Source organism: Halomonas sp. PGE1 (assembly GCF_013000985.1).
GTDB classification, from domain to species: Bacteria; Pseudomonadota; Gammaproteobacteria; order Pseudomonadales; family Halomonadaceae; genus Halomonas; species Halomonas alkalicola.
In genome coordinates this window covers 145,634-165,831 of sequence record NZ_CP053032.1, presented here as the reverse complement: position 1 = coordinate 165,831, position 20,198 = coordinate 145,634, and the positions used below count along the sequence as shown (strand labels likewise).

At 68.2% G+C, this 20,198-nt stretch carries 21 protein-coding genes; 7 read left to right on the top strand and 14 right to left on the bottom strand.

Annotation, left to right across the window (positions count from 1 at the left end; all coding sequences use genetic code 11):
- Window positions 1–51: 51 nt before the first annotated feature.
- From maiA to HIR79_RS00825, 6 genes are all read right to left on the bottom strand, one after another.
- A complete protein-coding gene (maiA, locus tag HIR79_RS00850) occupies window positions 52–696 on the bottom strand; it encodes a maleylacetoacetate isomerase (protein WP_119022345.1) in 645 nt (214 codons plus the stop codon).
- A 27-nt stretch (window positions 697–723) separates the two neighbouring features.
- On the bottom strand, window positions 724–1,740 hold the full coding sequence (locus tag HIR79_RS00845) for a fumarylacetoacetate hydrolase family protein (protein ID WP_169956071.1): 1,017 nt from the start codon (window positions 1,738–1,740) through the stop codon (window positions 724–726).
- A 74-nt stretch (window positions 1,741–1,814) separates the two neighbouring features.
- On the bottom strand, window positions 1,815–3,125 hold the full coding sequence (gene hmgA / locus HIR79_RS00840) for a homogentisate 1,2-dioxygenase (protein WP_169956069.1): 1,311 nt from the start codon (window positions 3,123–3,125) through the stop codon (window positions 1,815–1,817).
- Window positions 3,122–3,349, bottom strand: coding sequence for a DUF2783 domain-containing protein (locus HIR79_RS00835; protein ID WP_169956067.1), 228 nt, complete (start codon window positions 3,347–3,349; stop codon window positions 3,122–3,124). Before HIR79_RS00835 ends, hmgA begins: the two co-directional genes overlap by 4 nt.
- Window positions 3,336–5,081 (bottom strand): FAD-dependent oxidoreductase, encoded by a 1,746-nt coding sequence (locus HIR79_RS00830; protein WP_119022349.1) that lies wholly within the window; start codon window positions 5,079–5,081, stop codon window positions 3,336–3,338. Before HIR79_RS00830 ends, HIR79_RS00835 begins: the two co-directional genes overlap by 14 nt.
- 77 nt (window positions 5,082–5,158) lie before the next feature.
- Complete coding sequence (locus HIR79_RS00825; protein WP_169956065.1) at window positions 5,159–6,127, bottom strand: MBL fold metallo-hydrolase; 969 nt, start codon at window positions 6,125–6,127, stop codon at window positions 5,159–5,161.
- Between the two features lie 303 nt (window positions 6,128–6,430).
- Between HIR79_RS00825 and HIR79_RS00820 the strand changes: the two genes are divergently transcribed.
- From HIR79_RS00820 to HIR79_RS00790, 7 genes are all read left to right on the top strand, one after another.
- Window positions 6,431–6,985, top strand: coding sequence for a TRAP transporter small permease (locus tag HIR79_RS00820; protein ID WP_169956063.1), 555 nt, complete (start codon window positions 6,431–6,433; stop codon window positions 6,983–6,985).
- Window positions 6,978–8,273 carry a TRAP transporter large permease gene (locus tag HIR79_RS00815; RefSeq protein WP_169956061.1) on the top strand — a complete coding sequence of 432 codons (1,296 nt, stop codon included), beginning with the start codon at window positions 6,978–6,980 and terminating at the stop codon, window positions 8,271–8,273. The genes HIR79_RS00820 and HIR79_RS00815 overlap by 8 nt, the downstream gene beginning before the upstream one ends.
- 37 nt (window positions 8,274–8,310) lie before the next feature.
- The gene (locus HIR79_RS00810) at window positions 8,311–8,817 is read left to right on the top strand and encodes a MarR family winged helix-turn-helix transcriptional regulator (RefSeq protein WP_119023474.1); all 507 of its coding nucleotides are present in this window, start codon (window positions 8,311–8,313) and stop codon (window positions 8,815–8,817) included.
- A gap of 423 nt (window positions 8,818–9,240) precedes the next feature.
- Window positions 9,241–10,299, top strand: coding sequence for a TRAP transporter substrate-binding protein (locus HIR79_RS00805; protein ID WP_169956059.1), 1,059 nt, complete (start codon window positions 9,241–9,243; stop codon window positions 10,297–10,299).
- Between the two features lie 33 nt (window positions 10,300–10,332).
- A complete protein-coding gene (locus HIR79_RS00800; protein WP_169956057.1) occupies window positions 10,333–10,887 on the top strand; it encodes a TRAP transporter small permease in 555 nt (184 codons plus the stop codon).
- The gene (locus HIR79_RS00795) at window positions 10,880–12,175 is read left to right on the top strand and encodes a TRAP transporter large permease (protein WP_169956055.1); all 1,296 of its coding nucleotides are present in this window, start codon (window positions 10,880–10,882) and stop codon (window positions 12,173–12,175) included. Before HIR79_RS00800 ends, HIR79_RS00795 begins: the two co-directional genes overlap by 8 nt.
- 182 nt (window positions 12,176–12,357) lie before the next feature.
- Window positions 12,358–12,759 carry a hypothetical protein gene (locus HIR79_RS00790; protein WP_119023128.1) on the top strand — a complete coding sequence of 134 codons (402 nt, stop codon included), beginning with the start codon at window positions 12,358–12,360 and terminating at the stop codon, window positions 12,757–12,759.
- 9 nt (window positions 12,760–12,768) lie between these two features.
- On the opposite strand, the gene HIR79_RS00785 is transcribed toward HIR79_RS00790, so the two are convergent.
- The 8 genes from HIR79_RS00785 to paaK form a co-directional block, all read right to left on the bottom strand.
- Window positions 12,769–13,218 (bottom strand): universal stress protein, encoded by a 450-nt coding sequence (locus HIR79_RS00785; RefSeq protein ID WP_119023127.1) that lies wholly within the window; start codon window positions 13,216–13,218, stop codon window positions 12,769–12,771.
- A 2-nt stretch (window positions 13,219–13,220) separates the two neighbouring features.
- Window positions 13,221–14,639, bottom strand: a complete 1,419-nt coding sequence (locus tag HIR79_RS00780; protein ID WP_211620890.1) for a hypothetical protein — start codon at window positions 14,637–14,639, stop codon at window positions 13,221–13,223.
- A gap of 106 nt (window positions 14,640–14,745) precedes the next feature.
- Window positions 14,746–15,822 carry a 1,2-phenylacetyl-CoA epoxidase subunit PaaE gene (gene paaE, locus HIR79_RS00775; RefSeq protein WP_119023126.1) on the bottom strand — a complete coding sequence of 359 codons (1,077 nt, stop codon included), beginning with the start codon at window positions 15,820–15,822 and terminating at the stop codon, window positions 14,746–14,748.
- A 12-nt stretch (window positions 15,823–15,834) separates the two neighbouring features.
- On the bottom strand, window positions 15,835–16,428 hold the full coding sequence (paaD, locus tag HIR79_RS00770) for a 1,2-phenylacetyl-CoA epoxidase subunit PaaD (protein ID WP_169956053.1): 594 nt from the start codon (window positions 16,426–16,428) through the stop codon (window positions 15,835–15,837).
- Window positions 16,412–17,191: a 1,2-phenylacetyl-CoA epoxidase subunit PaaC gene (gene paaC, locus HIR79_RS00765; protein WP_169956051.1), complete on the bottom strand. Its 780-nt coding sequence runs from the start codon at window positions 17,189–17,191 to the stop codon at window positions 16,412–16,414. The genes paaD and paaC overlap by 17 nt, the downstream gene beginning before the upstream one ends.
- Window positions 17,192–17,201: 10 nt before the next feature.
- On the bottom strand, window positions 17,202–17,483 hold the full coding sequence (gene paaB / locus HIR79_RS00760) for a 1,2-phenylacetyl-CoA epoxidase subunit PaaB (RefSeq protein WP_119023123.1): 282 nt from the start codon (window positions 17,481–17,483) through the stop codon (window positions 17,202–17,204).
- Window positions 17,484–17,569: 86 nt separating this feature from the next.
- On the bottom strand, window positions 17,570–18,559 hold the full coding sequence (paaA, locus tag HIR79_RS00755) for a 1,2-phenylacetyl-CoA epoxidase subunit PaaA (protein WP_119023122.1): 990 nt from the start codon (window positions 18,557–18,559) through the stop codon (window positions 17,570–17,572).
- Between the two features lie 293 nt (window positions 18,560–18,852).
- Window positions 18,853–20,166: a phenylacetate--CoA ligase PaaK gene (gene paaK / locus HIR79_RS00750; protein WP_119023121.1), complete on the bottom strand. Its 1,314-nt coding sequence runs from the start codon at window positions 20,164–20,166 to the stop codon at window positions 18,853–18,855.
- Window positions 20,167–20,198: the final 32 nt, after the last annotated feature.

Here is a 20,198-nt window from a genome sequence, read left to right as displayed (position 1 = left end):
GCCTCTCCGGCCGGAGAGGCGCCCGCTTATCATTAGCCTGCTTATTCTAGATCAGCCGGCGTCGGGTTGCGCCCCCGGGGCGGCCTGGGCGAAGGCCGGCAGGGCGCGGCAGCGCTCGGTGATGCGCCGGATCCTCGGGTAGGGCGAGAGGTCGCACTCGAAGCGCTCGGCGTTGAACACCTGGGGCACCAGGCAGAGATCCGCCAGGGTGGGGGTGTCGCCGTGGCAGAAGTCGCCGCTGCCCGCCTCGGGGGTCAGCATCGCCTCCAGGGCCTGGAAGCCCTCGGCGACCCAGTGGCGGTACCAGGCCAGCTTGGCCGCCTCGTCCGCCCCCAGCTCGCCCACCAGGTACTTGAGCACCCGCAGGTTGTTGAGCGGGTGGATCTCGCAGGCGACCAGCTGGGCCAGGGCGCGCACCCGGGCGCGGCCGGCGGGGTCTTCCGGCAGCAGCGCCGGCTCGGGGTGCACCTCGTCCAGGTACTCGCAGATCGCCAGCGACTGGACGAGGGTCACCCCCTCGTCGGTCTCGAGCGACGGCACCAGCCCCAGGGGGTGGCGGGCGAGGTTGGCCTCGCCGCGCTGCTCGCCCTTGACCAGGTTGACCGGGACCTGGTCATGGGCCAGGCCCTTGAGGTTCAGGGCGATGCGCACCCGGTAGGCGGCCGAGGAGCGGAAGTAGCCGTAGAGCGTGGTCATGGGGCACTCCTTGCTGGGTTCGAGACGTCAGGGCTGGTACTTCACCACCTGCTGGTCGATGGCGCCGAAGATGCTCCTGCCCTCGCGGTCGAACATCTCGATGCGCACCCGGTCGCCGAAGCGCATGAAAGGGGTCTTGGCCGCGCCGTGCAGGATCTGCTCCACCATGCGTACCTCGGCCAGGCAGCTGTAGCCCACGCCACCGTCCGCCACCGGCTTGCCGGGGCCGCCGTCGGCGTCCGGGTTGGAGACGGTACCTGAGCCGATGATGGCGCCGGCGCCGAGATAGCGGGTCTTCGCCGCGTGGGCGATGAGCTCCGGGAAGCCGAAGATCATGTCGGGGCCCGCCTCGGGCTCGCCGAACTTCTCGCCGTTGAGGTGCACGGTCAGCGGCAGATGGACGCGGCCGTCCTGCCAGGCGTCGCCCAGCTCGTCCGGGGTGACGGCGATGGGCGAGAAGGCGGAGGCGGGCTTGGCCTGGAAGAAGCCGAAGCCCTTGGCCAGCTCGCCGGGGATCAGGCCGCGCAGGCTGACGTCGTTGACCAGCATCACCAGCTTGATGTGGCCGGCCGCCTGCTCCGGGGTCACCGCCATGGGCACGTCGTCGGTGATCACCGCGATCTCGCCCTCGAAGTCGATGCCGTGCTCCTCGCTGACCGCCTCGATGTCATCACAGGGGGCAAGAAACTTGTCGCCGCCGCCCTGGTACATCAGCGGGTCGGTCCAGAAGGTCTCGGGCATCTCGGCGTTGCGCGCCTGGCGCACCAGCTTGACGTGGTTGAGGTAGGCGGAGCCGTCGGCCCAGTGGTAGCTGCGCGGCAGCGGCGAGTGCAGCTGGCCCTGGTCCAGGGCGAAGGCGCCTTCGGCGCTGCCCGCGTTGAGCTCGGCGTAGCGGGCCTCGAGCTTCGGGCTCACCGCGTCCCAGGCCTCGATGGCCTGCTGCAGGGTGGGGGCGATGTCGGTGGCGGAGACGCCGCGGGAGAGGTCCCGGGAGACGATGATCAGTTCACCGTCGCGTCCGTTCTTGAGGGTGGCCAGTTTCATGGGCGTTCAATCCTTGTCGTCGGGGGCGGGGCCGCGTGGCGGCCCGTCGTCATTCTGGGTGAGGGGCGCGTGGCTCAGGGCCGGTTCGGATCGAAGTGCGAGCGCAGGGTCGACCAGACGTCCACGTAGTCGCGCTGGCGGAACTCCGCCTCCAGCGCCGCCTCGGTGGGATGGTAGACGTAGCGGCTTTCGAACATGAAGGCCAGGGTGGCGCCCTGGTAGTGGGGCGTCAGCTCGGCATTCGAGGCCTTCTCGAAGGTCTCGGCATCCGGCCCGTGGGGCGACATGCAGTTGTGCAGGCTGGCGCCGCCGGGCAGGAAGCCCTCCGCCTTGGCATCGTACTCGCCGTGGATCAGCCCCATGAACTCGCTCATCAGGTTGCGATGGAAGTAGGGCGGACGGAAGGTGTTCTCGGCCACCATCCAGCGCGGCGGGAAGATCACGAAGTCGATGTTGGCCATCCCCGGGGTGTCGGAGGCGGAGGTCAGCACGGTGAAGATCGAGGGGTCCGGATGGTCGAAGCTCACCGTGTTGATGGTGTTGAAGCTGGCCAGATCGTACTTGTAGGGGGTGACGTTGCCGTGCCAGGCCACCACGTCCAGGGGCGAGTGGTCCAGGTCGGTGACCCAGAAGCGCCCGGAGAACTTGGCCACCAGCTCGAAGTCGCCCTGCAGGTCCTCATAGGCCGCCACCGGGCTCAGGAAGTCGCGGGGGTTGGCCAGGCCGTTGGCGCCGATGGGGCCGAGGCCGGGCAGCTCGAAGGGGCTGCCGTAGTTCTCGCACACATAGCCGCGGGCGGCGTCGACGCCCGCCCCCAGGCGCACCTGAAACTTGATGCCGCGGGGGATCAGGGCGATCTCGCCGCTGGCGACGTCCAGCTCGCCCATCTCCGTGCGCAGGCGCAGGGTGCCCTGCTGCGGCACGATCAGAAGCTCGCCGTCGGCGTTGTAGAAGAAGCGCTCGGTCATGTCCCGGTTGAAGGCGTAGACGTGCACGCCGCAGCCGGCCTGGGTGCCGGCATCGCCGTTGACGGCGATGGTCAGCAGGCCGTCGACGAAGTCGGTGGGCGCCTCCGGCAGCGGCACCGGGTCCCAGCGCATCTGGTTGGGGTCGGCGGCGGGGCGGGCCAGCGGCGCGGTGGCCACGGCGCGGTCGGGCAGCGGCCGGTAGGCGCTCTGGGAGACCGAGGGGCGGATGCGGTAGAGCCAGCTGCGGAAGTTCTGGTGGCGCGGCGCGGTGAAGGCGGAGCCGGTGAACTGCTCGGCGTAGAGGCCGTAGGCGCAGCGCTGGGGCGAGTTCTGCCCCTCGGGCAGGGCGCCGGGCAGCGCCTCGCTGGCGAAGTGGTTGCGAAAGCCGCTCTGGTACTCGAGTGTCTGGGTCGTCATGGGGTCGTCCTCTCTTGTTCTGTCGCCGGGGCCTCGGCCCGGCCGGCGATGGCCAGGGCCTCCTCCAGCACCGACTGCTCGCCGATATGGTTGGCCAGCAGCAGGATCAGCCGGGCGTTGATCCGCTCGCTCTCGGTCTCGCTGCGCTCGCGGTGCAGCTCGGTCAGCGCGGCGTAGAAGGCGTCCGGGTCGGTGAAGTTCGGATTCAGCTCAAGCCGTGGCATGGCGGCCTCCCTGGATGGTGGTGTCGGCGGTCGCGGCGAGGTGGGCGCCCAGGGCGCGGGCCAGGGCATCGTCGACGGCGGCGGCGGACAGGTCACGCCAGCGGGCGGCGACATGCTGGTCGGGGCGGATCAGGTAGCCGGCGCCGGCGGTGAGGCCGTAGCGCTCGTCGATGAGCCCGTCGCGGTCCTCCACCTGGGTGGTGCGCGGCAGGGCGGCGAGGGCGTGGGGCGCCGGGCCGACGATCACCAGGTCGAGATCCGCCTGGCGGTCCAGCAGCTCGCCCAGCTCCGCGGCGAGGGCCTCGGCGCGGGCGGCGTCGACGCGGCCATCGAGCAGCAGCACGAAGCGGTTGCCGAACTGGTGGAGCAGCCAGGCCGCCTCACCGGCCAGGTTCACCGGAGCGTCCTTGGCCGGGCTGCCGGGGCGCAGGTCGGCGGGGCCGCCTTCGGCCGGATACCCATAGGCGTCGGGGCCGTTGAGGGGCGAGCCGTCGTAGCGGCAGGGCAGCGAGAGGCGGCCGCTGTTAACCAGGCTGCGGGCGAAGGGATAGTGCTCGGCCAGCTCCAGGGTCACGTCGCGGAACAGCCGGCTGACGCGGCTCTTCGGGGTAATGAAGTCGGTGGCGCGGGTGGAGTTGAGGATATTCTCCGCCGCGCCGTGCTGGCGCTCGGTGTTGTAGGTGGCCAGCAGCGCCTCGGGGGCCTGGCCCTTGAGGATCCGGGCCAGCTTCCAGGCCAGGTTCTCGGTGCTCTGCAGGGCGCCGTTGGCGCCTCGGGCGCCGAAGGGCGAGACCTGGTGGGCGGCGTCGCCCATGAACACCACCCGGTTGAAGATGAAGTCGTCCATCTTGCGGCAGCGGAAGGTGTAGACGCTGGCCCACTCCAGCTCGAACTCCACCTCCTCGCCGAGCATCGCCTGCACGCGGGGGCGGATGTTCTCCTCCTTCTTCTCCTCCTCCGGGTCGGCGTCCCAGCCCAGCTGGAAGTCGATGCGCCAGACGTTGTCCGGCTGGCGGTGCAGCAGCACCGACTGGTTGGGATGGAAGGGCGGGTCGAACCAGAACCAGCGCTCGGTGGGGAAGTCGGCCTTCATGATCACGTCGGCGATCAGGAAGCGGTCCTGGAACACCTGGCCACGACTCTCCAGGCCCAGCATGTCGCGGATCTTGCTGTTGGCGCCGTCGGCCACCAGCAGGTAGTCGCAGGTCAGGCGGTAGTCGCCGTCCTGGGTGGCGACGGTGAGCGCGGTCTGCCCGGGCTGCGCATCGACCTCGGTGACCCTGTGCAGCCAGCGCAGGTCGATCCACTCGGCCAGCGCCTCGGCGCGGTCGACCAGGTACTCCTCGAAGTAGTACTGCTGCAGGTTGATGAAGGCCGGGGCGCGATGGCCCGCCTCCGGCAGCAGGTTGAAGTCGTAGACCTCGCGCTCCTGGAAGAAGACGCGGCCGTGCTGCCAGGTCACGCCCTTGTCGAGCATGGGCTCCCCGCAGCCGAGGCGGTCGAGGATCTCCAGGGTGCGCTTGGCGAAACAGATGGCGCGGGATCCCACGCTGACGGTGTTGTTGTCGTCCAGTACCACGCTCGCGATGCCCTGCTGGGCCAGGTCGATGGCCGCGGCGAGGCCCGAGGGGCCGGCGCCGACGATCACCACCGGGCAGTGGCGCACCTCGCTGCTGTCGAGCTCGGCGGGGCGTCGGTAGGGGTAGACGGGATTGTTGTAGGTCGTTGGCATGCGATGCTCCCATGGGGACGCCGGGTGCGCTGCACCCGACGGCCGGTCACGGTCCGGGGGATGGTCCCGAGGGACCCTTACTGGTTCTCGACCACTTCCTGCAGCGAGTGCCACATGGCGGTGTCGCGCTCGGCGGTCCAGATGCGCGGATCCGGGTATTCGCCGCCCGCCTCGTCGTAGCAGCGGGTGATGTCGAAGGGCACGCAGTGATCGAAGATCACCCAGTGGCCGTACTTCGGCTTGAGCAGGGCGTAGGTCTCGGCGTAGCACTCGGAGAGCGACTTGCCGGCGGCCTTGCCCGCCTTGACGCTCTCGTACATGTCGTTGAGGAAGTCGCGGGTGCCCTGGATGGCCTCCTGGCACAGCTCGGGGGTGGTGAGGGCATCGCCGCGGCCCGGTACCAGCTGCTGGGGGGCCATGGCCTCCAGGCGTTCCAGGGTGGCGGGCCAGTACTCGTGGTAGGCGTCGCCGGTGTAGGGCGTGGCGCCGTACTCGACCAGGTCGCCGGAGAACATCACCTTCTCCTCGGGCAGCCAGACGATGGTGTCGCCCTTGGTGTGGCCGCGGCCCAGGTGGATGATGCGCACCTCGCGCTTGCCCATGAACACCGTCAGCTCCTTCTGGAAGACGATGTTGGGCCAGGTCAGGCCGGGCACGGAGTCGACGCCCTGGAACAGGCGCGGGAAGCGGCCGACCTCGGATTCGTAGTCCTGCTGGCCGCGCTCCACGATCAGGTCGTAGGTGTGCTGGCTGGCGTAGATGTTCTCGGCGTCGTAGGCGGAGGCGCCCAGCACGCGCACGGCGTGGTAGTGGGTCAGCACCACGTGCTTGATCGGCAGGTCGGTGACCTCGCGGATCCGGCGGATCACGTCCTGGGCCATGATCGGGGTGGCCTGGGTGTCGATGACCATCACGCTGTCGTCGCCGATCACGATGCCGGTGTTGGGGTCGCCTTCGGCGGTGTAGGCGTAGAGGCCCTCGGCCAGCTTGGTGAAGCTGACCTGCTTCTCTTCGGTATCGGCGTGGGACGCGAACTTCTTGCTCATGGTTCCTCCGGTGTCGTCGGGGTCGTCACGCTCTGGCGACGCGCTTCTGTTGTCAGGATGAGCTGCTTGTCTGGTCGAGCGAGCATAGTTGCTATTGAAACTAGATGTCCAGCCTGTCGAGGGATTCCTCGCCGACTGCATCGCCGAGAGACGGCAAAATTCTGCCTCAGATCAACGTTTTTCCTGGATTTTCATACCTAAGTCTAAGTGCCTCGCACCGCAAATTAGTTGCACAGGAGACTGTGTGCCGGCAAGGTGGCGACCATAACAATCTCCCGTGACGACCAGGAGCCAACCAGAGCCATGTCGACCTCAGCCCTCCTCTGGCCGCGCATCGGTCGGGGTCTGCAGCTGATGCTGGAGGGGGTGGCCGGTGCCACCCTCTTCGGCATGATGCTGCTGACCACCGCCGACGTGACCGGCCGCTACTTCTTCAATTCCCCGATCCTCGGCGCCGTGGAGCTGACCCAGCTGATGCTGGCGGCGCTGGTGTTCCTGTCGCTGCCGGTGGTGTGCTGGCGCCAGGAGCACATCAGCGTCGACCTGCTCGATGCGATCTTCCCCGCCAGGCTGGTGTGGGTGCGCGAGGTGATCGTCAACCTGCTGGTGACGGCGGCGCTGTGGGTGATGGCGCGGCGCGTCTGGGCGCTGGCCGAGCGCGCCTTCGAATGGGGCGACGTGACCGAGTTCCTGCGCATCCCGCGCGGTTACCTGATCGGGCTGATCGCCGCCATGCTGGCGCTCTCGGCGCTCCTGGCCCTGGCGCGGGCGGTGCTCTACCTGCTCGAGGGCCTCAAGGTGGTCAAGCAGGGCGGTCCGCTGAGTCCTTCTACAGAACGGGGAGGGGCCCATGACTGAGGCACTCTACGGCTTTGCGGCGCTGCTGATCCTGGTGTTCCTGCGGGTGCCGCTGGCGTTTGCCATGGGCATCGTCGGTTTCGTGGGCTTCTACCTGCTGACCGGCAACTGGAACGCCGCCGAGGCGATGGCGGCGCGGCGGGTGGTGGACACCGCCATGGACTACGGCCTGTCGGTGATCCCGCTGTTCATCCTGATGGGCAACTTCGTCTCCCATGCGGGACTGTCGGACGCGCTGTTCCGCGCCTCCAACGGCTTCCTGGGCCACCGCAAGGGCGGCCAGGCCATGGCCACCATCGTCGCCTGCGGCGGCTTCAGCGCCATCTGCGGCTCGAGCCTGGCCACCTGCGCCACCATGGGGCGGGTCGCCATGCCGCAGATGCGCAAGTACGGCTACCACGACTCGCTGGCCGCGGCCTCGATCGCCGCCGGCGGCACCCTGGGCATCCTGATCCCGCCCAGCGTGATGCTGGTGATCTACGGCATCCTCACCGAGACCAGCATCCGCGAGCTGTTCGCGGCCGGGTTCATTCCCGGCATCCTGGGGATCTTCCTCTACCTGGGGGCGGTGAAGTGGGTGCTGTGGCGCGACCCGAGCGCCGGCCCGGCGGCGGAGAAGGTGCCGTGGCCGGAGCGGCTCAATGCGCTGAAGAGCGTGGGCAGCACCCTGGCGCTGTTCGTGCTGGTGATCGGCGGCATCTATCTCGGGGTGTTCACGCCCACCGAGGCGGCCGGCATCGGCGCCATGGGCGCCTTCCTGATCGCCCTGATGCGCCGGGCGCTGACGCCGAAGGTGCTGATGGCGGTGCTGATGGACACGGTGCGCACCACGGCGATGCTGTTCGCGGTGGTGCTGACGGCGCTGATCTTCGCCAACTTCGTCAACCGGGCCGGGCTGCCGGGCGACCTGCTGGCGCTGGTCAACGGGCTGAACGTGGCGCCCTTCGTGGTGATCCTGACGATCATCGCCATCTACGTGGTGCTGGGCTGCGTGTTCGAGAGCATGTCGATGCTGCTGCTCACCGTGCCGGTGTTCTTCCCGGTGGTGGCGGGGCTCGGCTACGACCTGGTGTGGTTCGGCATCCTGGTGGTGATCGTGATCGAGATCAGCCTGATCACGCCGCCGGTGGGGATGAACGTCTTCGTGCTGCGGGCGGTGCTGCCGGACGTCTCGACGGGGACGATCTTCCGTGGCGTGACGCCGTTCTGGGTGGCCGGTACGATACGGGCGCTGCTGGTGCTGGTGTTCCCGGCGATCGTGCTGTTCCTGCCCCAGCTGCTCTATTGATGGCCGCCCCTGTGAAGGCGGCCCGAGGAGAATCGCGATGAACATGGACGAGGCCGGACTCGAGGCCAGGGATCCGGGCGGTGAGGGGGCGGCATCGGCCCCCCGGGCGGAGCTGGACCTCAACCAGTTCCTGCCCTATCGGCTCAACCGCCTGGCGGACCAGATCAGCCAGTCGCTGGCCGAGCTCTATGCCGAACGCTACCAGCTCAACGTGGCCCAGTGGCGGGTGCTGGCCTGGCTCAGCCACTGCGACGACCTGACGGCGAAGAAGGTCTGCGCCTACACCAATATGGACAAGGCGCGGGTGTCGCGGGCGATCCAGGCCCTGGAGGAACGCGGCCTGATCTCCCGCACGCCCTCGCCGAAGGACCAGCGGCTGCATGACCTGCACCTCACCGAGGCGGGCCAGGCGCTGCTGGCCGAGCTGGTGCCCGAGGCCCAGGCCTGGGAGGCGGAGCTGGTGGCCACCCTCAGCGCCGGCGAGTATCGCGACCTGCTCAACGTGATGCGCAAGCTCGAACGCCAGCTGGAGCGTATCGGCTGAGACGCGCGTCTCTTCGTGGCGGGACTTTCTGATACGGGGCCCTTCTGCGGGGCCGCGTCTCGCTCCCTGTCGGCCGTTCGGTGGAAACGTGTTGCCGATTCTTTATTTGCAGGCTATCTGACGTAACGCAATGTCTTGCCCGGGGCATGAGGGGCCCGTGCTCGCTTCACGCCGAGCCATGCGTCAGGGTGTGATTTCAGATTCCTGTTTTTAAACGATTTTTCTTGCATTCTACTTAAGTTGTATTAGCTATTGGTCGCGGTGGCGTTGCGTTCATGGTCGTGGCAGAGGCATTGTATGCCCGATCGTGTTTCCCGGATTGGCGATTTGAAGTAGATCGGTGTATCGCATTGATCGCCCCGGAAGCCGCTCCCTGCCACCCGACGATAAACGCCAGCCGCCCGCGACGACGGAGGAACTACAATGAACAAGACCACAGGCCTGATGCTCGGCACCCTGACAGCCGCCATCATGAGCACTTCCGCCCTGGCCCAGACCACCCTCACGGTCAGCACCTGGGCCGGCCCCAACCACGGCATCAACACCATGGTCTGGCCGACCTGGAAATCCTGGATCGAGGAGGCCACCGAGGGCCGCGTCACCGTCGACGTGGTGCATGACATGGGCCCGCCCGCCTCCCAGATGGAGATGGTGGCCGACGGCATCGCCGATGCCACCTGGGTCTTCCACGGCTACAACACTGGCCGCTTCGAGCTGACCAAGCTGCCCGAATTCCCCACCTTCGAGGACTTCTCCTCCGAGAACGCCTCCGCCGCCTACTGGCGCACCCACCAGGAGTACCTGGCCGCCGCCGGCGAGCATCGCGGCGTCGACGTGGTGGCGGCCGGCGTGCACGGCCCGGGCTGGATCTTCAGCCGCGAGCAGTACGAGACCCTCGACGACATGAAGGGCAAGCGCATCCGCGTCGGCGGCGGCGTGATGGGGGACCTCTCCAACGCCCTGGAGCTGACCGGCGTGGCCCTGCCGCCCACCGGCGTCTACGAGGCGGGCTCCCAGGGCGTCATCGACGGCGCCATGCTGGTGCCCGAGGGCCTGCGCAGCTTCCGCGTGGCCGAGATCTTCCCCTACACCCTCAAGGTGGATGGCGGCTTCTACCGCGGCAGCTTCACCATCGTCGTGAACCCGATGTTCTGGGACCAGGTCTCCCCGGAAGACCGCGAGGCCATCGAGGAGGTCTCCGGCGAGCGCCTGTCGCGTCTGTTCGGTTACATGATGGACACCATGGACGTGCGCGGCGTCGCCTTCGCCGAGGAGCAGGGTCACACCTTCACCGAGCTGGGTGGCGATGACCTCGAGGCCCTGCGCGGTATCAGCGACGACATGATCGAGGCGTGGTCCGAGTCGGTCTCCGCGAGCCGCGGCGTCGATGCCATGGCCGCCATCGAGTTCTTCCGTGAGCAGCTCTCCGCCGCCGCCGAGGACGACAGCGTGGGCGAGCTGGTGCCCGACGAGTACAAGTAAGTCCTCCTGTCGCCACATGGAGGGCGACCGACCATGCATTCCCCGACGACTCGCGCCGCGCGCATCGGTCGGGGTCTGCAGCTGATGCTGGAGGGGGTGGCCGGTGCCACCCTCTTCGGCATGATGCTGCTGACCACCGCCGACGTGACCGGCCGCTACTTCTTCAATTCCCCGATCCTCGGCGCCGTGGAGCTGACCCAGCTGATGCTGGCGGCGCTGGTGTTCCTGTCGCTGCCGGTGGTGTGCTGGCGCCAGGAGCACATCAGCGTCGACCTGCTCGATGCGATCTTCCCCGCCAGGCTGGTGTGGGTGCGCGAGGTGATCGTCAACCTGCTGGTGACGGCGGCGCTGTGGGTGATGGCGCGGCGCGTCTGGGCGCTGGCCGAGCGCGCCTTCGAATGGGGCGACGTGACCGAGTTCCTGCGCATCCCGCGCGGTTACCTGATCGGGCTGATCGCCGCCATGCTGGCGCTCTCGGCGCTCCTGGCCCTGGCGCGGGCGGTGCTCTACCTGCTCGAGGGCCTCAAGGTGGTCAAGCAGGGCGGTCCGCTGAGTCCTTCTACAGAACGGGGAGGGGCCCATGACTGAGGCACTCTACGGCTTTGCGGCGCTGCTGATCCTGGTGTTCCTGCGGGTGCCGCTGGCGTTTGCCATGGGCATCGTCGGTTTCGTGGGCTTCTACCTGCTGACCGGCAACTGGAACGCCGCCGAGGCGATGGCGGCGCGGCGGGTGGTGGACACCGCCATGGACTACGGCCTGTCGGTGATCCCGCTGTTCATCCTGATGGGCAACTTCGTCTCCCATGCGGGACTGTCGGACGCGCTGTTCCGCGCCTCCAACGGCTTCCTGGGCCACCGCAAGGGCGGCCAGGCCATGGCCACCATCGTCGCCTGCGGCGGCTTCAGCGCCATCTGCGGCTCGAGCCTGGCCACCTGCGCCACCATGGGGCGGGTCGCCATGCCGCAGATGCGCAAGTACGGCTACCACGACTCGCTGGCCGCGGCCTCGATCGCCGCCGGCGGCACCCTGGGCATCCTGATCCCGCCCAGCGTGATGCTGGTGATCTACGGCATCCTCACCGAGACCAGCATCCGCGAGCTGTTCGCGGCCGGGTTCATTCCCGGCATCCTGGGGATCTTCCTCTACCTGGGGGCGGTGAAGTGGGTGCTGTGGCGCGACCCGAGCGCCGGCCCGGCGGCGGAGAAGGTGCCGTGGCCGGAGCGGCTCAATGCGCTGAAGAGCGTGGGCAGCACCCTGGCGCTGTTCGTGCTGGTGATCGGCGGCATCTATCTCGGGGTGTTCACGCCCACCGAGGCGGCCGGCATCGGCGCCATGGGCGCCTTCCTGATCGCCCTGATGCGCCGGGCGCTGACGCCGAAGGTGCTGATGGCGGTGCTGATGGACACGGTGCGCACCACGGCGATGCTGTTCGCGGTGGTGCTGACGGCGCTGATCTTCGCCAACTTCGTCAACCGGGCCGGGCTGCCGGGCGACCTGCTGGCGCTGGTCAACGGGCTGAACGTGGCGCCCTTCGTGGTGATCCTGACGATCATCGCCATCTACGTGGTGCTGGGCTGCGTGTTCGAGAGCATGTCGATGCTGCTGCTCACCGTGCCGGTGTTCTTCCCGGTGGTGGCGGGGCTCGGCTACGACCTGGTGTGGTTCGGCATCCTGGTGGTGATCGTGATCGAGATCAGCCTGATCACGCCGCCGGTGGGGATGAACGTCTTCGTGCTGCGGGCGGTGTTGCCGGATGTTTCCACGGGGACGATCTTCCGCGGCGTGACGCCGTTCTGGGCGGCCGGTACGATACGGGCGCTGCTGGTGCTGGTGTTCCCGGCGATCGCGCTGTTCCTGCCCCAGCTACTCTATTGATGGCCACCCGTGGCGGCGGCCCTCGGCAGCGTGCGGCGCCTTAAGCGACACCATTTATAGGGCTGTTTGTCTTTAAGATGTATCAAAAAAGCCCCCGGTTTGACTGAGGTCAAACCGGGGGATTTTGCTTTCCACTACGCTGACAGCATGCCATAAGGTGATACCAGAGAAAGGAGAGCGTTATGGAAAGGCTGTCAGATTATATTCAGGGCGAGCGGGTCGTTCGCGAGCTGCGCCGCCACGCCCCCGAGGCCCTCGAGGCGCTGGCCCGCGACCTGGAGCAGCCGCTCAGCCCGCCGCTGGAGAAGGCCATGGCGCGCAGCCTGGATGACCGTCGGGTGCCCGACTTCGCCGCCTCTGAGGTGCTGATGCCGGCGATGATGACCACCTTCGCGGTGGACCCGGCGGCTATCGCCGAGGAGGAGCTGGCCGGGCTGGAGGAGACGTGCAATCGCTGCAGCGAGGTGGGGCGCTGCTGGCAGGCGATGCGTGCCTTCGCCGAGGCCGAGGCGTGCCGCGGCTTCTGCCCCAACGCCGAGACCTTCATGGGCCGCGGCGTCGAGGAGGCCGAGGGGGTCGCCTAGCCCGGGCGGCTACTTGATGATCAGCACCGGCACCGCGGCCAGCTGTGCCACCTTGTGGCTGACGCTGCCGAGCATCAGCTCCCGGACGGTGCCGAGCCCGCGGCTGCCGATCACGATGAGGTCCTGGTGGTGCTCCTCGGCGTGGCGGCAGATGGCCCGGGCGGGGTCGCCTTCCAGCAGCAGGGTGCGGCACTCGAGCCCCTCGCGCATCACCAGCTCCCGGGCGTGGGCGAGCAGCGCCTTGCCCCGCTCGCGGGCCTGCTCGCGCTGCTCGCGGCGTGCCTGGCTGGCACTGCCGGCCATGTCGGCGAACATCAGCGGTGCCTGGCCGTCGTCGGGCAGGGCGTGCACCAGGCTCAGGCTGCCGCCGGCCTGGCGCGCCTGGGTGATGGCGGCATCCAGCACCCGCTGGCCGTGGGAGGAGCCGTCCAGGGCGGCGACGATACGTTCGAATCTCATGGTCAGCTCCGCTGCAGGCTGGGGGAAGAGGAGGCGGATGCCTCGGCGTCACGGGTGGCGAGTTCGTCGGTGATGTCCTCCTCGTGGGGCTCGCCGGCCGGCTGGCCCTCCTCGCGGCCCAGCAGCAGGAAGTAGAGCACCACACCGGAGCCGATGCCCCAGGCGGGGCCCATCACCGCGGTGAGCACGCCGATGGCCAGCACCAGCCCCCGGGAGATGTTGCTGCTCACCATGGACATCGCCACGTAGGCGCAGGCGAAGCCGGTGAGGATGATGGTCACCGAGAGCGCCACCGGCAGCATCGGCATGATGATGCCGAGCACCGGCATCAGGAGCCCGATGGGGATCGCCATCAGGTAGAAGTTGGTGGTGCCGGTGAAGAGCGAATCCATCACGTTGCGCCCCTTCTTGTAGCGCTCGATCAGAAACACCTGCACGCCGGTCCAGATCGGGCCGTGGAGCATCACCAGGGGGCCGGCGGTGACCAGCTGGGCCAGGTTGCGGATCGCCAGCACGTAGTGGCTGCGGGTGGCGTCGATGTCGAGCTTCTCGTCCGGTCGGGCGCGGTCGGCCTCCTTGAGCAGGGTGTCGGCCACCAGCAGGTCGCCGAAGGCCAGGACGTAGATCATCACCCCGATGGGCACCGCCGAGAGGATCACGCTCCAGGAGGGCAGCCCGACGGACCAGGGGGCCAGGGTATCGAGCGTCTCGCCCAACGGCGGCACGAAGATCCCCCACTGGATATCGAAGCGGAGCTCGCCGGCGATCAGCCCCACCACCCCGGCCGCGGCGAAGGCCACCAGCATGGCGTTGGCCGCCACCAGGGCCTTGAGCCGGCTGTTGGGCAGGCGCGCGAAGGGCGCGGAGAACATCAGCCCCAGCACCACCACCCAGGCGGTGACCAGGGTGAAGGGCATGTTGGGCAGACGGTCGAACTCCGACTGGAAGGCCGCCACCGCCGCGCCCATGATGATCCCCGCCTTGATGGTGGCGGGGACCAGGTTGTTGAAGCGCTCCCCCAGTCGGGTCAGGCCGAAGAAGAGAAACAGGAAGGAGACCACCAGGGTCACCGCGATCATGGCGCGGATCGCCTCCGGCCCGGGGTCGAAGCCGTTGAGGAACACCAGGGTCAGCGGCAGGCCAGCGGCGATGCCGCCCGCCGAGTAGACGTCGCCGAACAGGAAGGTCTGGGCGAAGACCCAGAAGAACATCACCAGCATCACCGTCCAGGCGATCTCGAAGGAGACGCCGAAGTACTGCATCAGCAGCGGGGCGGTGGCGCCGCCGGTGGCGAGCAGCAGCAGGCCGCCCTGGAAGTGGACGCTGGGGGTCAGGCCGACGTGCACGCCGGGAATCCGCAGGGTGAAGGGGCCCCAGTGGATGCCGGGCTGCACGGCGCCGTGGTCACGCTTGATCGTCATGGAAACTCACGTTCGTCGTCGGTCAGGGAAGGGAGTCGTGCTGGAAGGCGGCCAACACGAAAACAGGACGGGGCCTGGGGCCGCCGTCCTGTCGTGTCGCGATGGCTCAGTGGTCGAAGTTGAGCGTCACGTTCTTGCTGATCGGGAAGCACTGGCAGCTGAGCACCATGCCCGCCTCGATCTCGTAGTCCTCGAGGGCGAAGTTGGCGTCCATCTCCACCTCGCCCTCCTCCACCTTGGCCAGGCAGGTGGAACAGACCCCCGCCTTGCAGGAGTAGGGCAGGTCGGCGCCGTGGGCGTTGCCGGCATCGAGGATGCTCTGGGTGTTCTTCGGCAGCTCGAACTCCAGGGTGCGGCCGTCGATGATCACCTTGATATGGGAGCTCTCCGGGGCCACCTGGCCGACGCCGCCGGCCTCGGGGCGCCGTGCGCTGGCGGTGGGGCGGGTGCCGAACAGCTCGAGCTGGATGCGCTCCGGCGCCATGCCGAACTCCTTGAGGGTGTCGCGCACCGTCTCGGACATCGCCTGGGGGCCGCACAGGAAGGCCGCCTCGAGGCTCGGCACGTCCAGCCAGCGGTCGAACAGGGTGCGGCACTTCTCGGCATCGATGATGCCGTTGTAGAGCTCGATGTCCTGCTCCTCGCGGTTGAAGATGTGGATCAGGTTGAGCCGCTCCATGTGGCGGTTCTTCAGGTCCTGCAGCTTCTCGCGGAACATGGTGGTGGAGGTGGAGAAGTTGCCGTAGACCAGGGTGAAGCGGCTCTCGGGCTCGGTCTCCAGGGTGGTGCTGATGATCGACAGGATCGGCGTGATGCCGCTGCCGGCGGCCACGGCCAGGTAGTGGCCCTTGCGGCTCGGGTCCAGGGGCACGAAGAACTTGCCCTGGGGCGGCATCACCTCGAGGGTGTCGCCCACCTTCAGCTCCTGGTTGGCGAAGGAGGAGAAGGCGCCGCCCGGCACCAGCTTCACCGCCACGCGGATCTCGCCCTCGTGCACGCCGGTGCAGATGGAGTAGGAGCGACGCACCTCCTCCCCGGCGATCTCGCGGCGCAGGGTCAGGTACTGGCCCTGGGTGTACTGGAAGGCGTCATGCAGGGATTCGGGGACCTCGAAGGCGATGGAGACGGACTCGCTGGTCTCCTTGCGGACGTCGCGAACGGTCAGGGCGTGGAATCGGCTCATGGGGTGATCTCGTCAAAGGCACTTGAAGTAGTCGAAGGGTTCCAGGCAGTCCCGGCAGCGGTAGAGCGCCTTGCAGGCAGTGGAGCCGAACTCGCTGACCCGCTCGGTATGCTCGCTGCCGCACAGCGGGCAGGGCACCGCCGGGTCCTCGCCCAGCAGGCTGCGCTTGCTGGCACTGCCCACGGGGGGCGCGATGCCGAAGGCGCGCAGCTTCTCGCGGCCCTCCTCGGTGATCCAGTCGGTGGTCCAGGCCGGCGAGAGGCGGCGTTCGATCTGCGGGGCGACGTAGCCGGCGGCGGTCAGCGCCTCCTCGATCTGCTGCTCGATCGCCTCGGTGGCGGGGCAGCCGGAGTAGGTCGGCGTGACCTGGACCCGCAGGCGGCCCTCGACCCAGTCGATGCCGCGCACGATGCCGAGCTCCACCACGTCGACGGCGGGCACCTCGGGATCCGGCACCTCGTGGAGTACCGCCAGCACGGCGTCGACGTCGCCCTCGGGCCCGGCCGGAGGCAGGCCGCGGCGGTCGCTGCCGATCAGGTCGGTGGAGGGCCAGTCGTCCTGGCCCTCGTGCTGCCGATCGATGGGGGCGTTACCAGACGGTCGCATCGGGGTAGGCCCTCGGCAGGTACTGCATCTCCGCCAGCAGGAAGCCCAGATGCTCGGTGTGGTGGCCGGCCTTGCCGCCGGTGTACATCCAGGCATCCGCAGGCGGGCGGGTCAGGGTCGCCGCTTCCAGCACCTTCTCCACGGTGGCGTTCCAGCGGGCCACCAGGGTCTCGGCGTCCGGGGCGATGCCGGCCTCTGCCATGGCCTGGTCGACCTCGTCGAACTGCACAAGCTCGCCGGTGAAGCGCCACAGGGTGTCGATGGCGCGCTGCATGCGGGCGTGGCTCTCCTCGGTGCCGTCGCCCAGGCGCACCACCCACTCGGAGGAGCGGCGCAGGTGGTAGGTCGCCTCCTTCAGTGACTTGGCGGCCACCTCGGCGATGCGCGGGTCGCTTGCCTCGGCCAGCCCCTCGAGCAGCGGCACGTGCCAGGCGTCGAACAGGAACTGGCGCGCCATGGTCTCGGCGAAGTCGCCGTTGGGCTGTTCCACGAGCAGCAGATTGCGGAAGTCCTGGGCGTCGCGACGGAAGGCCAGGGTGTCGGCATCGCGGCCGTCCCCTTCCAGCTCCGCCGCATAGGTGAGCCAGTTGCGGGCCTGGCCGAAGAGGTCGAGGCCGACGTTCATCAGCGCCATCTCCTCTTCCAGGGCCGGCGCCTTGCCGCACAGCTCGGCGTGGCGCTGACCCAGCACCAGGGTGCTGTCGCCGAGGCGCAGCAGGTACTCTATCAGCGGGGTCTGGGTCTTGCGTGACACGTTCTGCATGGGAGCCCCCTTACATGTGGCCGACTTCTTTCGGCAGGTCGTAGAAGGAGGCGTGGCGGTAGACCTTGTCGTTGGACGGGTCGAACAGCGCTTCCTTCTCGTCGGGGGCGGAGGCGGTGATGTCGCTGGCCAGCACGACCCAGATGCTCACGCCCTCGTTGCGGCGGGTGTAGAGCTCGCGGGCGTTCTCGAGGGCCATCTGGCGATCGGCGGCATGCACGCTGCCGACATGCTTGTGGTTCAGGCCGTGCTTGCTGCGCACGAAGACTTCGTAGAGGGGCCAGTCTGCCATGGGGGAATACCTCGTTCGGTGTCGGGGGCGGACGCCGCCCGGCGGCGTCCGTGGTTGTCTGGTGTCGACAGGATCCTGTCGGCGTCTCAGGCGGCGCGGCGCTGGCGCTGCTTCTCGGCGTGGGCCACGGCGGCCTCGCGGACCCAGGCGCCCTCGTCGATGGCGCGGCGACGGGCCTCGATGCGCTCACGGTTGCAGGGGCCGTTGCCCTGGATGACGTCGAAGAACTCCTGCCAGTCGATCTCGCCGAACTCGTAGTGGCCGGTCGCCTCGTTCCACTTGAGGTCCGGGTCCGGCGCGGTGCAGCCGAGCAGCTCGAGCTGGGGCACGGTCTGGTCGAGGAAGCGCTGGCGCAGCTCGTCGTTGCTGTGGCGCTTGATCTTCCAGGCCATGGACTGGGCGCTGTTGGGCGAGTTGTCGTCGGAGGGGCCGAACATCATCAGCGCCGGCCACCAGAAACGGTTGATGGAGTCCTGCACCATCGCCTTCTGCTCCTCGGTGCCCTCGCGCATCAGCGTCAGCAGGATCTGGTAGCCCTGGCGCTGGTGGAAGCTCTCCTCCTTGCACACCCGGATCATGGCGCGGGAGTAGGGGCCGTAGGAGGTGCGCTGCAGCGGCACCTGGTTGACGATGGCGGCGCCATCCACCAGCCAGCCGATGGTGCCGATGTCGGCCCAGTTCAGCGTCGGGTAGTTGAAGATGCTGGAGTACTTCGCGCGGCCGTCGTGGAGCTTCTGGATCTCCTCGTCGCGATCGGCGCCCAGGGTCTCCATGGCGCTGTAGAGGTAGAGGCCGTGGCCCGCCTCGTCCTGGATCTTGGCCATCAGCTGCAGCTTGCGCTTCAGCGACGGGGCGCGGGTCAGCCAGTTGCCCTCGGGCAGCATGCCGACCACCTCGGAGTGGGCGTGCTGGGAGATCTGGCGGATCAGCGTCTTGCGATACGCCTCCGGCATCCAGTTCTTGGGCTCGATCTTGATCTCGGCATCGATGCGCTCCTGGAAGGCGCGCTCCTCGGGGCCCATCTCCTCGAGGGTCTTGAGCTTCTTGGTGCCGGTCTCGACTAGCTGCGCGTACATGGTGACCTCCGCGTCGTCGCAATCAGGGGGAAACGCTCATTGTCGTCTTGTCTTGCAGTATAGTGACACACGATTTTTTGGCAAGGATCAGTCTTGTGTGTCGCTTTAGACCATAGGCTAAGGCGTCGGTTCTTCCGCGTCTCGCCGATAGGCGCCGCGTAGCCCCCGCATCGCGGGGGGAAGGGGCGTGCGGGTGGCGCGGTGACAAGGCGACACAAAAAAGCCCCCTTGCGGGGGCGTGAAAGCGGCCGAGAGCGACCACATGAAGGGGTGTCAGGATGGGGTGGGCGGTCTCAGCGCAGGTCCTTGACGCGCTTGGCCTTGCCCACGGAGCGCATGACCTCTTCCACGCCGCAGACGTCGACCTGGGTGCTGATGCCGACGTAGGTCTTGATGGCGTGCTGCAGGCGCTTGGCCAGCTGCTCGCAGGCCGACGGGTCGCGGGCGACGTCGTTGCTGCACGCCTCGACGCGCACGCGCACCATGTCCATGTTGCCCTGGCGGGTGACCTCGATCTCGTAGTGGGGCGAGAGCTGCTCGATCTTGAGCAGCTGCTCCTCGATCTGGGTCGGGAAGACATTGACGCCGCGGATGATCAGCATGTCGTCGCTGCGGCCGGTGATCTTGTCGATGCGGCGCATCGGGCGCGCGGTGCCCGGCAGCAGGCGGGTGAGGTCGCGGGTGCGGTAGCGGATCACCGGCAGGGCTTCCTTGGTGAGGGTGGTGAAGACCAGCTCGCCATACTCGCCGTCCGGGAGCACCTCGCCGGTGACCGGGTCGATGATCTCGGGGTAGAAGTGGTCCTCCCAGATGGTCGGACCGTCCTTGGTCTCCAGGCACTCCATGCCCACGCCCGGGCCCATCACCTCGGAGAGGCCGTAGATGTCCAGGGCGTCGATGCCCAGGCGCTTCTCCAGCGCGGTGCGCATGTCGTTGGTCCAGGGCTCGGCGCCGAAGATGCCGGCGCGCAGCGGCAGCTGATGCGGGTCGATCCCCTGGCGCTCCATCTCGTCGGCGATGTTGAGCATGTAGGAGGGGGTGACCATGATGATGTCCGGCTGGAAATCGCGGATCAGCTGGACCTGCTTCTCGGTCTGGCCGCCGGACATCGGGATCACCGCGCAGCCCAGGCGCTCGGCGCCGTAGTGGGCGCCCAGCCCGCCGGTGAAGAGGCCGTAGCCGTAGGCCACGTGGACCTTGTCGTTGCGGGTGCCGCCGGCGGCGCGGATGGAGCGGGCCACCACGTCGGCCCAGGTGTCGATGTCACGCTGGGTGTAGCCCACCACGGTGGGCTGGCCGGTGGTGCCGCTGGAGGCGTGGACCCGGACGATCTCGCTCATCGGCGTGGCGAACATGCCGAAGGGGTAGTTGTCGCGCAGGTCCGCCTTGGTAGTGAAGGGCAGCTTGCCCAGGTCCTCGAGGCTCTTGATGTCGCCGGGGTGGACGCCGGCGCGGTCGAAGGAGTCGCGGTAGAAGGGCACGTTGTCGTAGGCGTGCTTGAGGCTCCACTGCAGGCGCTTGGTCTGGGTGGCGCGCAGCTCGTCGATGCTGGCGGTCTCCAGGTGGTCGAGGCTGGCGGTGTCGATACGCTTGACGATCTGGTTCATCGGAATCTCCGGTCGCAGGGGAATGTCGTTGT